Genomic DNA, 15285 nt, shown 5'->3' with positions numbered 1-15285 from the left:
CATGACCATCGACTTAACCGCCATTCAACGCGACTTCACCCGCTACGTCACGATCGACACCCGCTCCGACGCTGCCTTGGCCGACCGCATCCCCTCGACGCCGGGCCAAACCGTGCTGGCCAAGCTGCTGGTTGACCAGCTCCAGGACCTCGGCCTCGCAGACGCGACGCTGAACCCGGCCGATGGCTTCGTCACCGCCACGCTGCCCGGCACCGCCCCGGAACCGGTCATCGGCTGGATCGCGCATCTGGACACCGCCGACTTTGCCGCCGACCACGTCCGGCCCCAGTACCACCCCGACTACCAAGGCGAGCCGATCCGCTGGGCCAACGGGCTGAGCCTGACGACGACCCAATTCCCGGCGCTGCAGCGCTTCTTCGGTCAGACACTGGTCACCACCGACGGCACCACGCTGCTCGGCGCCGACGACAAGGCCGGCATCGCCGGGGCGATGGCCGCACTTCGCGAGCTACTGGCCCATCCCGAAATCCCGCACGGCCCGATTCGCCTGGGCTTTGGTCCCGACGAGGAAATCGGTGCCGGCGCCGACCGCCTCGACGTCGCGGCCTTTGGCGCCGCCTTCGCCTACACCCTGGACAACGGCGAGCTCGGCCAGATTGAAGACGAGACCTTCAACGCGGCCGAGGCGACGGTCACCATCCGCGGCCGCGCCGTTCACCCAGGGGACGCCAAGGGGTTGCTAGTCAACGCAATCACGCTGGGCGAGCGGCTGGATGCGGCGCTGCCGGCGGCCGAACGCCCGGAAAACGTAGCCGGTCACGACGGCTTTTTCATGCTCGACCAGTTTCGCGGCGGCGTCGCCGAAACCACGCTGACCTACATCCTCCGCGACTTCACGGCGGCGGGGTTCGCCAGGCGCAAGGCCCTGCTGCGCCAGGCCGTCGCCGCCTTGAACGCCACGCTTGACGAGCCGCGGCTGAGTCTGACGCTGCACGACCAGTACAAGAACCCCAAGCCCGTCTTGGACCGCGACCCCACGCCGCTTCGGTTGGCCGAGGCCGCGATTCGCCAGGCGGGGCTGACCCCGCACTACGCCCCCTTCCGCGGCGGCACCGACGGCAGTAAGCTGACCGCCGCGGGGCTTTCGGCCCCCAACCTCTTCAACGGCGGCCTGAACTTCCACGGGCCCTTCGAGTGCGTGTCGCTTGAGGCGATTGCCACGCTGGCAACGGTCCTGGTCAACGTCGCGCGGCTGAGCCCGACGCTGTCGTAACACCAGACGCCAAAAACGGCTTCCCCCAGTTATTGGGAGAAGCCGTTTTTGACGTCCGTGCCTAGGCCAGGGCCTTGGCCTCGCGGCGCTGGGCCCAAAGGTTGATCACCAAGGCGACCAGCATCAAGGCCAGCGCCAGCAGCATGATGCGGTGCAGCCCGTTGTGCAAAATGTCGCGCATCTGCGGCAGCAGCCGGGCCGGCAGGCTTTTGACGCTGGCGGCGTCTGACAGCTTGTTGAGCATCGCCATCGTGATGGTACCGTGCGACCGCCGGACGCCGGCAAACAGCGCCTGGTTCATCAGCAGGCCGAAAATCGCGGTGGTGAAGGTCTGGCTGAGCATCCGAATCAGGAAGGAGAAGGACGTGGCCACCGGCATATCGGCCGGGTCAACGTCTTGTTGCACCTTGACCTGCAGCTCGTTGAAACAGCCCCCATTGCCAAAACCTTCCAGTGCCCCGGCGACCAACAGCACCCAGTACGGCGCCTTGACGCCGGCGAAAACCAGCACCACGAAGGCCAACGTCAGCGGCACGATGTTGAGCGTCAGCACCTGGTGCGGCGAGAAGCGCCGCCGAAGCGCCGGCACCGCCTCGGAGCCGATGATGTCTGTGACCGAGCTTGGAATCTGGGTCGCGCCGCCGATCAGCGCGGTGGTGCCGAGCAACGCCTGGGCCCACATCGGGCTGTAGGTCAAAAAGCCCATGAACGCGCCCCAGATGATGGTGAACAGTACGAAGTCGACCACCAGCGGTCCGTTGCGAAACAGCCGCCCCGGCACGATCGGATCGGCGGCCGCTCGCTCCACTTTAATCAAGGCGGCGAAGCTGGCCACGGCGACGGCCAGCGGCAGCAGGATCAGCCACGGGCTGGTCAGGCCGACCAGCTCCAAGGCCCCGAGCAGGCTGACCAGCCCGATCACCATCAGGCCGGCACCGAGGTAGTCCGTTTTGGCGCGGCTGGGGGTCACGGTTTCGTGGGTGTAAAAGACCTGAACCAGAATCGCCGACAACAGTCCGATCGGCACGTTGATGTAAAACACCCAGTGCCAGGTGAACAGGTCGACGATCGCGCCGCCGACCAAGGGCCCGATAATCGTCGCCGTCGAGTAGAACGCGCTGACCAGCCCCAGCACCTGCATGCGCTTGCGCGGATTCTCGTAGAGCTTAGCGTAGATGATGTAAGGCAGGCTGATCATGCCGCCGTTGCCGATGCCGGCAATCGCCCGGGCGAGGATCAAAAACAGCATGTTCGGGGCCAGCCCCTGCAAAAAGCTCCCGACCACGAAGAACGCCGCGGCCAGCTGGTAGGCCTTTTTGTTGCCGACCCGCTCGCCCAGCTTGCTCCACACCAAAGTCGACACCGCGGTGCCGAGCAGGAAAATGGCGACGATCCACGCCATCCACTTGAGCCCGTGCAGGTCGGCGATGATGGCCGGCAGCGCCGTGGTGACAATGGTGCCGTCCAGGCCACTCATGGCGTTGGACAACAGCAGCGCGATGGTGACAATCAGGGTGTTGCGTTTGGACAAGATGCTCGCTTCTCTCTGCGTGAAAATTTGACGTACCTATCCATTCAACACCTGTCAGTCGCCGGACGCAAGCCGCCACGCCAAAAACGCCCGGCGCAACCGCAATTGGTTGCGCCGGGCGCGGCGAAGCCACCGGACGCAGTGAATCCGGTGGCCGCGCCTGATTCGGTTACGTGACTGGCTTCTGCTTACCGTGGTGGCTCACCACCGCTCTGGTCGGGACCGCAGCTACCTCGCGTTGCGAGTAGGTCCCAGCCTGGTGCGAGCGGCGGGTTGGTGAAATCCTATGCCCTGGTATCTCCTCCTAAGTTGAAGGGGTTGCACTAAAACTCTTGAGTTTGAAAGCCGTGTGGCAATACACTGCGGCTTGGCATGGGTTGGGTACTAGAGGCGCTTGCGCTCCGGATCGTTCCCCTATGCGGCAGAGGTGCCAGCGCTGCGGCCGCAGCGCCATCCCCGCACGTGACTGATCATTCACGGGTAGCTTAACACCAGACCGATTTCTCGTCAAGCAACTCGACTCGCCCCGTTCAACCGCGTGACGCGACCAGCTGACCTCACAGGAACTTGCTGCCTTCTCGCGTCGCCAGGCGGCTCAGCGAATGCGTTGCCAGGAAGTCTCGCACCCACTGCGGGTCGGTTTTGCTGTACTGCCGCAGGGCCCAACCAATCGCCTTTTGGATGAAGAACTCGTCCGTCTGCCGGTCGTGTAGAATCGCCGCCGTCAGCAGGTCGCGGTCGGTGTTGGCCTTTTCCATCAGCTGCAGCGTGATGGCGACGCGCCGCTCCCACATGGCCGGGCGTTCGGCGAACATCTCGTACAGCGGGTGGCGCCAGTCCTGGTGCCGGGCCAAGGCGGCGCCGTAGACCCCGCGCCACGCGTCGACCGTGTCCCACCAGGGCTTCTCGGTCACCAGCGGCCTTAGCGCCAGCAGGTCGGCTAGGCTCAGCCGCGGCGCGACGGCCAGCGCCAGGTCGACCGCAACGTACTGGTACTCCCGCTCCGGTCGGGCATAGAGTTCCTGCACCCGAGCCAAAACGGTCGGCACCGGCCGCGTCTTGGCGGCCTGCAGCCACGGCCGGCTTTGGGCTCGCCGGGCCACGCTTTGCACCCCCAGAAACGGGAACTGGTTTTTCATGTAGGCCGCCATCTGCGGCGCCTTGACCGGGTCGCCGACAAGCGTCATCACCGTGCGTTGCTCAGTCATCGTCAACCACCACCGCCACCACCGGCGTAGTCAGCCGCGTCGTGACGGCGCCTTCCCCCAGCGGCTCCAGGATCAACACTGCCGGTTGGCCAATCCGCGCCTTGATGCCGGCCAAAAAAAGCCAGTCGTCGTCTCGCCGCAGCGCCGCGTTGGCGTTGTGCCGCCGCACCCGCCGCCGCCCACTGGGCAAAGCCTCGATGTCGTATTCACTGCCGGAGGCCGTCAACAGCCGGTAGTGCCCGGCCGGGGTGCGATCGCTCAGCCCGTCTCGGGCGGGGTTGGTGCCGAAATCTTCTGTCGTCATGGGTACCTCCAATGGTCGGGCCCAATGCCCAACCCAACGCTAATCGTCCGGCTAATAACGCGCCGCTGCGCTCTGGTTCGTCGAGCTCCTGTCGGCAACGCGGGAGCGTCTAGCTACGACGCGTCACTCGGGGCCAAGTGCAAGCCTCTAGCGCCGCGTCTAGGCTATGCGTCCCGCTAAACCTGCCGACTTGCGCTCTGGTTCGTCGAGCTCCAGACCGCTACGTGGGAACGGCTAGCTACGCACTGCGACTCGGGGCCAAGTGCAGGCTCCAAGCCGCAGTGCTGGGCTACTCGCCCCACGCAGGCGCGGTCTTGCGCTCTGGCTACTTTTTCCGCCGCTTCCTCAACACCTCCGCCAGGGCCGCGATGTCCTTGGCCGAGGTCGTCGTGTCGTTCAGGCGCAGGTTCGGAAAGCTCTTGAGGATGCGCCGCTGGACGTAGCTCAGGCGCGGCAACTTGGCCCGGGCCGCCGCGTCCTTTCTGTACTGCTCAAGCCACGGGTACTCCTGCTCCAGCCGGTCGCCGGCCGCCGCCGCGGCCGCGGCCAGCGCCTTTTTTTGCGTCTCGATGGCGTCGCCGATGCGCTTGGTCGCCGCGCCGAACGCCAGCATGTTGGCCAGCGTGAAGCCCAGGTCGAACATGAACAGCGCGATCAAAAGGAAGCTGGCGAACATGCCGTACGTCGTGTCGACGCGACCGACCACCTGCGAGACCAGCGGGTGAACGTACTTGACAATCACCACCATCCCCAACCCCCAAAAAGCCGAGATCGGCAAGGCGACGCGGCCGTTGAGGTTCAGCGGCACGTTGCTGTAATCCCACCACCGCGCGTGAAACAGGGCCTCCATCAGCCAGCTGGTCACGTACTCGATGATGGTGATCACGATCGCCGACAGCAGGTACAGCGCGACGATGTTGTTTTGAAACGGGGCGATGGCGGCCAAGACAGCGGTCATCGCGAAGCCGTAAACCGGAATCCACGGGCCGTTCAGGAAGCCGGAGTTCACCCAGCGGCGTTTTTGCACACTGACGAACCCGCTTTCCCAGACCCAGCCGACGAAGGCATAGGCGAAAAAGTAGAGAATCCAGCTTGAGAAGGCTTGCTCGAGTCCGAGCAGCTGTGGTGAGTGCATGTACATCCTCCTTACGCGCGTCGCAGCAGTGCGGTCAGCAGATAGTAGGCGCCGCTCAGGCCGATGAACACGTAGACCAGCCGGCTGATGGCGGCGACATCCAGCCGCACCACGATGCGGTTGGCAATCAGCGTCCCGAGCAGGCCGCCGACAAGCCCCAGCGCCACCAGCCGCAGGTCCCCCAGGTGCAACACCCCGCTGGCGAAGCGAATCGTGGTCACGTAGAGGGTGTCGAGCATGAAGAAGGTCTGAATCGACGCGAGGTATTCCGCCTTGGAGTCGGCCAAGGTCAGGAAGTACAGCGCCATCAGCGGTCCCCCGATGCCGAACAACCCGTTGAAAAAGCCCGACACCACCATGAACACCAGCGCCACCCAGGTTGCGAAGCGGTGCGTCCCGGCGTCGCGGCGGAGCGTGAAGTAGGTCGCAATCGCGATCAAAAGCGCCCCGAGCAACGCCTTGAGCGTCGGCACCGGCAGCCTAGTCCCCAGATGCACCGACCAGGTCGCCACCGCCGAGTAAATCAGGAACGGCACCGGCAGCCGCCGCCACTTCAGCGCATGCCGGTAGCGCCAGACCATCATCACGTTGGCCACCACCATCGTCAAAGTCGACACCCCGGCGCTGCGGCCGATCGGCAGCAGTGCCGGCAGAAAAATCATCATCATGATGCCGGAGCCAAACCCCGTGACCCCTTGCACCAGCCCGGCCAGCGTCCCCGCCCCGAGCATCACCCATATCCAACTCATGACCCCATCCCATCCGGCTCTCGCCTGTTGCTTCCATTGTAGCAAACTTCGGCGCCGGATGCGGTTTCACTCGCCTGCCGGGTTCAGCCCGGCGAGGCATCAAAAAAACGGGACCGCGGCCCCGTGTTTTCGCGCTATGCCGCGGCCTTGCGCGGCCCCTGGCTGCGCCGCCAGTAGCCCCGGGTCCGGGATCGCAGCAGGAAGGCCCCGAACACCCAGGCCGCCACGCCCCAGCCGACAAACACCAGCCACACGGGCACCAGGCTGACAATCCCGCGAAACTGCTGGTCCTGGGCGAACAGCGCCGGTGGGTTGGTGTAAAAGGCCGGCGTGAGCTTTTGCACCGCCGGCGGCAGCAGTTCCATCAGGTGCAGCGGCACCGCCAAGAAGGTCAGCGCATCCAGCGCCAACAGCAGCAACAGGTTACGCACCACCTGCGAGAAAATAAAGGTAAAGCCGCTCAGCACGAACACCCACAGCATCAAAAGCAACAGCTCGCTGCCGATGTACTGCCACACCGGCGAGATGTAAGCCGTCGAATGCGCCACCGTCACCAGCGGGTAGAACCAGCTGCCCCAGATGTGGCCCGGCACAATCGCGTTGGCTGCGTTGCCCAGTAGCGTGAAGCCGATCGCCACAGCACCGATCAGTGCGACTGTCACGGCCGCTCGGGTGACGATCATCCCGAGGTCCCCGCGCGGTGTCAGCCGCATCAGGTTCTCAGTCCGATGGCGGCGGTCGAAGTTGAAGACGCTGGCGAGCACCAGCGTGGCGTAGGTCAAGAACAGCCACACCAGGGCAGTGCCTGGATTAATTTTGTACCAGACGTGCATCCCGCCGTTGAGCCAAAGCCTTTTCCAGACATAACTGCCGTATCGGCTGAAGACATTGTACGTGGCAACGGTCGAACTCTGCGTGTCGTCAGAGGTCAGCGGGTGATTGACACCGTGCTGAGTGGCATATCTGAGGCGCTTGGTCGCTGACTCCCACGCCGTCACCTGTCCAGATATGTAAGGACCGCCAAGCAAATCGTAGAGCTCATGGCGGTAGACCAGCTCGGGATACCGCGTGATGACGTCCAGCAGAATCCGGTCGACGGCCAGGTATTGATGTGCGAGCAGCGGTGCCTTGATTGCCCGGACCGCGGCCAACGCCGCACTGGACGCCTTATTGGCCACGGTCTTGTTCTGCGCCGCCAGTGCCAGAACCGTCGACTTCTGCGCCGTCACCATCTCGTGATGTGCGGCCGCGGCGGTTCGATGCTCGTAATCGGCGTGACGCATGCCGTCCGTGTACGAGTAGGTCGTCTGCAGAATCCCCAGCTGATGCCCCAAGGGAACACAAAACAGCAGCGTCAGCGCCACCAGCCCGGCCATGTGCAGTAGCCAGGGCTGCTTCTTCAGTTCGAGCCGGAACAGTCCCATCCCCTGCCTCCTAATTTTCCATTAATCATATTCTAATCTTGCGCCAGCCACCTCGCAATCCCTAATCGGTCAAAATGTTTGACGCTTACATACCGCGGTGATAGGCTTACTTTGCCGATCGCAAAGGGGAGGAATCGTCATGGGGCTCACCTACAAACAATTGCTGTTGTACCGCCTGATTGCCGTCGCCGTGTTCGCCTTCGCCGCCGGCTACACCGCCTACCAGGGCCGCGCCGAGTTCCGCACCGTCGGGCCGCACGGCTGGCTGTGGGTGCTGCCGGCGCTGCTGTGGCTGGCGCTGACCGCCTACCATGCCGTTCGCCTGTGGCGCCTGGCAACGGCCGCCGAACGGCACTGACCGCGTCGACCTCACCTGCGCCCAGGCGGCGAGCCACCGGACCGCCACCGACCGGGGGGTCCGGCAACCCGACGTCATCCCAAACCGAAGCCGACCACACAAAACAGCCCTCGCGAGCAGAAACTCGCGAGGGCTGAACTTGTGAGGAGCAGTGGCTTACTGGCCGCCGTTCTTCTTGATGATTTCTTCTTGGATGGACTTCGGCGTTGCTTCGTAGTGGTCGAAGGTCATCGTGAAGGTCCCACGGCCCTGGGTCGCGGAACGCAGGGTGGTGGCGTAACCGAACATTTCGGCCAGCGGCACCATCGCGTTAACGACTTGGGCGTTACCACGGGCTTCCATGGCTTCAACGCGGCCGCGACGAGCGGTCACTTGACCCATGATGTCGCCGAGGTAGGCTTCAGGCGCCACGACTTCGACGTGCATGATCGGTTCGAGGATCACGGCACCGGCCTTGGCAGCGGCTGCCTTCAGCGCCATCGAGGCCGCAACCTTGAAGGCCGTTTCGTTAGAATCGACTTCGTGGTAGGAACCATCGTACAGCTTGGCCTTGACGTCGATCAGCGGGTAGCCGGCGAGGACCCCATTGGCCATCGCGTCCTTCAGACCTGCTTCAACGGCTGGGATGTATTCACGCGGAACCACACCACCGACAATGGCGTCTTCGAATTCGAAGCCCTTGCCTTCTTCGTTCGGGGTGAATTCAACCCAAACATCACCGTACTGACCTTTACCACCGGACTGACGAACGAACTTACCTTGGGCACTCGCGGTCTTGGTGAAGGTTTCACGGTAGGCAACTTGAGGTTCGCCGACCTTAGCTTCAACCTTGAATTCGCGCTTCATGCGGTCAACCATGATGTCCAAGTGCAGCTCGCCCATGCCGGCGATCAGCGTTTCACCGGTTTCCGGGTTGGTCTCGGCACGGAAGGTCGGGTCCTCTTCGGAAAGCTTTTGAAGCGCAACATCCAGCTTGTCCCGGTCTTCCTTGGAGTTAGGCTCGATGGAAACCTGGATAACCGGTTCCGGCACTTCAAGGGATTCGAGGATCAGCGGGTGATCAACATCGGTCAGGGAATCCCCGGTCGTCGTGTTCTTCAGGCCGATCGCCGCAGCGATATCACCGGAGAAGACTTCTGGGATTTCCATCCGGGTGTTACTGTGCATCTGCAGCAGACGGCCGACACGTTCGCGGCTGTCCTTGGTTGCGTTCAGCACGTAAGAACCCGCCTGCAGCGTCCCGCTGTAGACACGGATGAAGGTCAGACGGCCAACGAACGGATCGGTGGCAATCTTGAAGGCCAACGCAGCGAACGGCTTGTCGTCGCCGGCGGTCAGCTCAACGGCGTCCCCGGTGTCCGGATCCGTCGCGTTGTAAGGCTTCACGTCCAGTGGGGATGGCAGGTAGTCAACGACCCCGTCAAGCATCATCTGAACACCCTTGTTCTTGAAGGCAGAGCCGGCAAAAACAGGGTAGAATTCCAGGGCCAGGGTTGCCTTACGGATGGCAGCCTTCAGCTCGGCGATGGAGATCTCCTCGCCTTCCAGGTACTTGTCCATGATGCCGTCATCGACGTCGGCCACGGCTTCAACCAAGGCGTTGTGGGCCTCTTCGGCCGCTTCCTTGTATTCGTCCGGGATGTCGACAACGTCCCATTCGGAACCCAGTTCGTCTTCGTCGTACAGGTCGGCCTTCATCTCGAGCAGGTCGATGACGCCTTCGAAGTTGTCTTCGGCGCCGATCGGCAGCTGAACGGCGTGAGCGTTAGCGCCCAGGCGATCGTGCAGGCTTTCAACGGAGAACTTGAAGTCCGCACCGATCTTGTCCATCTTGTTGACGAAAACCAGACGCGGAACGGAGTACGTGGTGGCCTGACGCCACACGTTTTCGGTCTGAGGTTCAACCCCAGCCTGGGCGTCCAGAACCGTTACCGCACCGTCAAGGACACGCAGGGAACGCTCAACTTCGATGGTGAAGTCCACGTGCCCTGGGGTGTCGATGATGTTGATTCGGTTGTTCTTCCAAAAAGCGGTGGTGGCAGCGGACGTGATCGTGATCCCACGTTCTTGTTCCTGGGCCATCCAGTCCATCTGCGAAGCCCCTTCATGGGTTTCGCCGATCTTGTGGATCTTACCAGTGTAGTACAGAATCCGTTCAGTCGTCGTGGTCTTACCAGCATCGATGTGGGCCATGATCCCGATGTTACGGGTCCGGTCTAACGGAAATTCACGCTTGTTGGCCATGTGAATGTGTTGCTCCTCTCAATTTTGTTGTATTTTCGGATAAAAGAATTGGCTACTATATGCCAGCATTCGGATATAATAGCCAAATCAGTCTTACCAACGATAGTGTGCGAACGCGCGGTTAGCGTCAGCCATCTTGTGCGTGTCTTCACGCTTCTTGACTGCGGCACCGGTGTTGTTCGCGGCGTCCATGATTTCCCTTGCCAGACGGTCGTCCATGGTGTGTTCGCCGCGAGCACGTGAGTATTGAACGATCCAACGCAGACCCAGGGTCGTGCGACGGTCCGGACGTACTTCGATCGGGACTTGGTAGTTGGAACCCCCGATACGACGAGCCTTGACTTCAAGGACAGGCATAACGTTCTTCATAGCCTGTTCGAAGACATCCAAAGGTTCGTTGCCGGTTTCCTTCTTGATGATATCGAATGCGTCGTACAGAATGGTTTGCGCCTTACCGCGCTTCCCGTCGATCATCAAGTGGTTGATCAGACGAGTGACCAGCTTGGAGTTGTACACTGGATCGGGTAAAACGTCGCGTTTTGAAACATTGCCTTTACGTGGCATGCTGATAGCCTCCTTATGGGTAGTTTAACCGCCAAAGCGGCTGATCGTTTACTTCTTAGCAGCCTTAGGGCGCTTAGCACCGTACTTGGAACGGCTCTGCATCCGGCCGTCAACACCAGCGGTATCGAGGGCACCACGGATGATGTGGTAACGAACCCCTGGCAAGTCCTTAACACGGCCGCCACGGATCAAGACAACACTGTGTTCCTGCAGGTTGTGGCCAACACCTGGGATGTAGGCGGTGACTTCGATCAAGTTAGACAGACGAACACGCGCGTACTTCCGCAAAGCGGAGTTTGGCTTCTTCGGTGTCATCGTCCCCACACGAGTAGCGACCCCACGCTTTTGAGGAGCAGGGTTATTGGTAAGAGACTTCTTCTTGCTGTTGTAACCGAAGTTCAGGGCTGGAGAGTCCGACTTCGTTACCTGAGATTTACGACCTTGACGCACCAATTGGTTAATGGTAGGCATTCAAAGTTCCTCCTTCCTGATTATAGGTATCTTTTCAAGTCCACACATCCAGGCGGTTCATTTTTCTTCATAAAAAAATGGCCGACCCAGGCGCGGAGTGGCAATTCACCAGACCGCACCCGGGGCAAACCCGAACACACTGGAAAAAAGCACCTTTGATAGTGTACTATCTTCCGACGCAGGGTGTCAAGGGCTGATGTTGCAAAAGCGCGAGGAAAATGCGGCAGGCGAGGTGACTTCGCGCGGTTGCCGGTGAGATTGTATATCGGCCGGCCACACCACGACGCCACCAGAGTGAACGCCGCGGTCCGGACAAAGCCGCTTGCGTAATCTCCAGTGACGCATTCTCACACCCACTGGAGGTGGTTGCCATGTCCCTGGTCACCCTCGCGACCGGCCTGGGCCTGCTGGTGTTCGGCCGCTGCGACTGGCGGCGCCGCAGCGTTCCCGCCTGGCCCTTTGACCTGTGGTTGCTGGGTCTTTTGGGGTTGGCCCAGGCGACCGGTTCGCCGCTGGGCCTCGCAGTCGGGCTGGGCTGGCTTGCTGGCCTGCTGGCGCTGCGCCAGGCCACCGGCGGCCTCGGCGACGCCGACGTGCTAGCGATCGCCGCCATCGCGACGCTTCAGCCGCTTGAGTGGGGGCTGTGGTGGGTGCTTCTCGCCTGCGCGACGGCCGGGCTGCACCACGGGCTGCGCCGGCCGGCCACCCTGCCGCTATTGAGCCACCTGGCCGTCAGCTTTTGGCTGATGTTAGCGCTTCACTTGTTTCTATTATAAAGGCGCCAGGTGTGACGCCAGCCGACCTGCATCACCACCAGCGCTAGCAGGATCAGGGCCCCGCCGATCAGCAGGTTCAGCGTGAAGGGTTCAAAGCCCAGCGCCACGGAAAACAGGCTGCCGAACAGCGACTCGGTCATCAAGATCAGCCCGGCCGGCGTCGGATCGGTGTGGCGCTGGCCGACCACCTGCAGCGTCTGGGCGCCAAACGACGACAACAACCCCAGTACCAGCACCGGCCACAGCCCCGCCTGCCAGTCGATGGCCGCATAGGCGTGACGCTCGAACAGGCCGGACCAGGTCAGCCCATACACCGCCTGGGTGGCGCCGAGCATGAAGGCCAACACCCAGGGGCTCGACTCGGCCGGGGCCGTGCCGAAGTAGACGATCTGAAGCGCGTAAAACACCGCCGACGCCAGCGTCAGCAGGTCGCCGAGGTGTAGGCTCAGCCCCTGGCCGAAGACGTTGGTCAAGACCGCCATGCCGATTACGCAGATGGCGATTGCCACGTAGCTTTTGCGTTCCGGCCGCTGCTTGAACAAAAGCCAGCAGATGAACGGCACGAACAGCACGTAGATCGCGGTCAAAAACGCGTTATTGGCCGGCGTGGTGTAGGCCAGGCCGATGGTCTGCAGCTGAAAGCCCAGGAAGTTGATGGTGCCGGCGATCAGGCCGACGACCAAATCCTGGCGCGTCATTTTGGCCAGCGCCTTGTGAAACAGCAGCCCGGCCAGCCCGGCGTAGATCAGGCCGCGAATGCCGTTGATCAGCCCCGCCGGCATCCCCGCGTTGGTCGCCAGCTTCGTAAACAGGTAGCCGGACCCCCAGATCATCGCCGCCACCGCCAGCATCGCGTTAGCTCGCGTTTTCGTCACCGTCATGTCGCACCTCCCGAGTCATCGGGATTAACTTTACCGATAACCGCGGCGCTTTTCAATGCAGGCGACTAAAATCCCGCGGCCAACGGCGCGAAACAGTCGCCGGTGCCGGCACGTCGCCCGCGGCCACAATCCGGCGGTGAACCGACGACGCTGGCGACGCGATACGGCTGCGAACCGGCGCTGGCGCCGCGACCTGGCGGCGATGCAACTACGAACCGGCGGCAAACCGGCGCTGGCCTCACCGCGGCCGCACCCGGGCCGCTGGGGCAACCCCCAGTAGCGCGACGTGCCACCACAGCCAGGCGATGCCGGCCCAAAAATCCGCGGCGGCGACCGTCACCTGCAGCCGGGCCAGCGTGGCGTAAGGCAGCCAGGCCAGCGCCGCCTGGTTGGGCGTCACCACCTGCCACCACGGCGAGCACGGCCGCACGACCAGAGTGCCGGCGGCGGGGGCCACGGCGGTCGTCTGGGGCCAAGCGTTGGAAGCGGCCACGCCGTCACGTGCCCTCGCAACCGGCGCCGCGGTCACCCCGGCGGTCGCGGCCACTTCGTCTGGATTGCCTGGCTGGTTCCCCTCACCGGTCGCTTGCGCGGCCATGCCGGAGCCGGCCTGCACCACCTGGGCCGCCGTATCGGCAAGCAGCGCGGCGATCAGCCCCTGCGGCCAATCCGGAAAGACCGCGGCCAACGCCGCCACCTGCCGCGCTTGCCACGCCGTTGCGGCCGCGGCCACCGCAGCCACCGGATACGCCGCCGGCAGTCGGGCCCCGACCACCACCAGGCCGCCGTGAGCCTGCAGGGACTGGGCCGCGTTGGCCTTGGGCTCAAGCGGCGACCAGGCCAGCTGGTACCAGCGGCCGCCGCAGCCAAAGCCGGTCAGCGTTCGCGACGCGAGCCGGGCCTGAAGTGCCGTCGATGCGCAAAGGCGCAGGTGAAAAAAGCCGTAGCCGCCAGGCGCCTGTTGCCCCACCCAGGCCCCGCCGCCGCTCGCCGGTTGCGCCTGACAGCGGGTGCCATCCGCGAACCCCAGGCACAGCGTTCGACCGCGGGTCAGCTCCCGCCGGCCGAATGTCTTCACCACGTTTTGAGTCATGCTCATCCCTCCCGTCCCCCTCACAATGCCACGCCGGGCGATTGCGATGCAAGAAAGTCGGCTTGCGGGTTGCATTTTTCCGTTGGCCTTCGTATACTTACTTTTAGTAAGGAAAAGGAGGCAGTATCCATGACAGATTACGCATTCGGCCTGAACACATTCGGCGACCTGGCCTTCGCCGACGACGGCACGGCACTTGAGGCCGGCGAGACCTTGCGCCAGGTGGTCCAAGAGGCGCAGCTGGCCGACGAGCTGGGCATCGACCTGTTCGCCTTGGGCGAGCACCACCGCAGCGAGTTCGCGATTTCCAGCCCCGAAGTGGTGCTCGGCGCGATGGCGCAGGCCACCCGCAACATCCGCCTCGGCACCGCGGTCACGGTGCTGAGCTCCGACGACCCGGTGCGGGTCTACGAGCGCTTCGCCACCCTCCACGCCTTGGCCAACGGCCGCGAGGAGATCATGCTGGGCCGCGGCTCGTTCACCGAGTCCTTCCCGCTGTTCGGCTACGACCTGGCCGACTACGACGCGCTGTTCGTGGAGAAAAACCGCCTCTGGGACAAGCTGCGCCACGGCCAGCCGGTGACCAACAAGGGCGACTTCACCACGCTTTTGGACGACACCCAGGTCTATCCCAAGCTGCCGAAAGGCGAGCGCATTCCGACGGTGCTGGCGGTCGGCGGCTCGCCCGAGTCGATTCTGCGTGCCGTCACCTTCGACTACCCGATTGTCATCGCCATCATCGGCGGTGAGCCGACCCGTTTTCGCCCCTACGTCGACCTGTACCGCCAGGCGCTGCGCCAGTTCAAGAAGCCGCGCCGGCCGCTGGGGATGCATGCCCACGGCGTGATTTTGGAGGATGAGGACCGGGCCAAGGCGGTCGGCTGGCAATACATCAAGGCCGAGATGGACCGCATCGGCATCGACCGCGGCTGGGCGCCGATGACCCGCGACCGCTTCGAATTCGAGACCGGCCGCGGCGCCTATTACGTCGGTACCCCGGACCAGGTCGCCGCCAAAATCGCCCGCAACATGCAGGCACTGGACATGCAGCGCTTCGATCTGGTCTACGGCACCGGCGGCCAGCTACTATCCGACCGCCTGGCCACCATCCACAACTACGGCGAAAAGGTGATCCCGCGGGTTCGCGAGATTCTGGCCGGCGCGGAACCGCAGGACGTGGCCCCGCAATGCGCCGCGACCGCGGCTGAGGCGACCGGGGCAGCGCGGTCGGCTGCAACCACCGACGCCCCGGCCGCAGCCGCTGCGCCCCAACCAACCGCGACCGGTACGACCGGCGACGCCAAGCCTGATGC

14 protein-coding genes and 1 pseudogene are annotated in these 15285 nt (G+C 63.4%); 4 read left to right on the top strand and 11 right to left on the bottom strand.

The features are described 5' to 3' along the window. The first annotated feature begins 1 nt into the window (after nt 1). Entirely contained in the window at nt 2-1234 is a 1233-nt protein-coding gene (gene pepT, locus ACYVRZ_RS06015) for a peptidase T (protein ID WP_461225627.1), read from the top strand. A gap of 61 nt (nt 1235-1295) precedes the next feature. Here the strand turns inward: pepT and ACYVRZ_RS06010 are convergent, their stop codons facing one another. The 6 genes from ACYVRZ_RS06010 to ACYVRZ_RS05985 form a co-directional block, all read right to left on the bottom strand. Further along, the gene (locus ACYVRZ_RS06010) at nt 1296-2765 is read right to left on the bottom strand and encodes an MFS transporter (protein WP_461225625.1); all 1470 of its coding nucleotides are present in this window, start codon (nt 2763-2765) and stop codon (nt 1296-1298) included. 557 nt (nt 2766-3322) lie between these two features. Continuing rightward, nucleotides 3323-3973: a DNA alkylation repair protein gene (locus tag ACYVRZ_RS06005; protein WP_461225623.1), complete on the bottom strand. Its 651-nt coding sequence runs from the start codon at nt 3971-3973 to the stop codon at nt 3323-3325. After that, nucleotides 3966-4277 carry a hypothetical protein gene (locus tag ACYVRZ_RS06000; protein ID WP_461225621.1) on the bottom strand — a complete coding sequence of 104 codons (312 nt, stop codon included), beginning with the start codon at nt 4275-4277 and terminating at the stop codon, nt 3966-3968. The genes ACYVRZ_RS06005 and ACYVRZ_RS06000 overlap by 8 nt, the downstream gene beginning before the upstream one ends. Nucleotides 4278-4602: 325 nt before the next feature. Further along, nucleotides 4603-5412, bottom strand: a complete 810-nt coding sequence (locus ACYVRZ_RS05995; RefSeq protein ID WP_461225618.1) for a putative ABC transporter permease — start codon at nt 5410-5412, stop codon at nt 4603-4605. Between the two features lie 11 nt (nt 5413-5423). Next, the gene (locus ACYVRZ_RS05990) at nt 5424-6161 is read right to left on the bottom strand and encodes a sulfite exporter TauE/SafE family protein (protein ID WP_461225616.1); all 738 of its coding nucleotides are present in this window, start codon (nt 6159-6161) and stop codon (nt 5424-5426) included. A 134-nt stretch (nt 6162-6295) separates the two neighbouring features. Further along, entirely contained in the window at nt 6296-7585 is a 1290-nt protein-coding gene (locus ACYVRZ_RS05985; RefSeq protein ID WP_461225614.1) for a hypothetical protein, read from the bottom strand. Nucleotides 7586-7724: 139 nt separating this feature from the next. Between ACYVRZ_RS05985 and ACYVRZ_RS05980 the strand changes: the two genes are divergently transcribed. Continuing rightward, nucleotides 7725-7943 carry a hypothetical protein gene (locus ACYVRZ_RS05980; protein ID WP_461225612.1) on the top strand — a complete coding sequence of 73 codons (219 nt, stop codon included), beginning with the start codon at nt 7725-7727 and terminating at the stop codon, nt 7941-7943. A gap of 156 nt (nt 7944-8099) precedes the next feature. On the opposite strand, the gene fusA is transcribed toward ACYVRZ_RS05980, so the two are convergent. The 3 genes from fusA to rpsL form a co-directional block, all read right to left on the bottom strand. Beyond that, entirely contained in the window at nt 8100-10187 is a 2088-nt protein-coding gene (gene fusA, locus ACYVRZ_RS05975; protein ID WP_461225610.1) for an elongation factor G, read from the bottom strand. Between the two features lie 93 nt (nt 10188-10280). Next, on the bottom strand, nt 10281-10751 hold the full coding sequence (rpsG, locus tag ACYVRZ_RS05970; protein WP_225048035.1) for a 30S ribosomal protein S7: 471 nt from the start codon (nt 10749-10751) through the stop codon (nt 10281-10283). A 48-nt stretch (nt 10752-10799) separates the two neighbouring features. Further along, nucleotides 10800-11222, bottom strand: coding sequence for a 30S ribosomal protein S12 (gene rpsL / locus ACYVRZ_RS05965; protein WP_225048034.1), 423 nt, complete (start codon nt 11220-11222; stop codon nt 10800-10802). 371 nt (nt 11223-11593) lie between these two features. Here rpsL and ACYVRZ_RS05960 point away from each other — a divergent pair, with 371 nt between their 5' ends. Further along, entirely contained in the window at nt 11594-11998 is a 405-nt protein-coding gene (locus ACYVRZ_RS05960) for a hypothetical protein (RefSeq protein ID WP_461225607.1), read from the top strand. On the opposite strand, the gene ACYVRZ_RS05955 is transcribed toward ACYVRZ_RS05960, so the two are convergent. Together ACYVRZ_RS05955 and ACYVRZ_RS05950 are read right to left on the bottom strand one after the other, a co-directional pair. After that, a complete protein-coding gene (locus ACYVRZ_RS05955; RefSeq protein WP_461225605.1) occupies nt 11980-12879 on the bottom strand; it encodes a DMT family transporter in 900 nt (299 codons plus the stop codon). The genes ACYVRZ_RS05960 and ACYVRZ_RS05955 overlap by 19 nt on opposite strands. 238 nt (nt 12880-13117) lie before the next feature. Beyond that, nucleotides 13118-13978, bottom strand: coding sequence for a hypothetical protein (locus ACYVRZ_RS05950; protein ID WP_461225603.1), 861 nt, complete (start codon nt 13976-13978; stop codon nt 13118-13120). Nucleotides 13979-14101: 123 nt separating this feature from the next. Here ACYVRZ_RS05950 and ACYVRZ_RS05945 point away from each other — a divergent pair. After that, a pseudogene (locus tag ACYVRZ_RS05945) lies at nt 14102-15139 on the top strand (LLM class flavin-dependent oxidoreductase); the annotation flags it as partial. Nucleotides 15140-15285 lie beyond the last annotated feature (146 nt).

Source organism: Lacticaseibacillus suihuaensis (assembly GCF_054785075.1).
The sequence above is the reverse complement of the archived record's forward strand: the minus strand, read 5'-3'. Positions and strand labels throughout refer to the sequence as shown.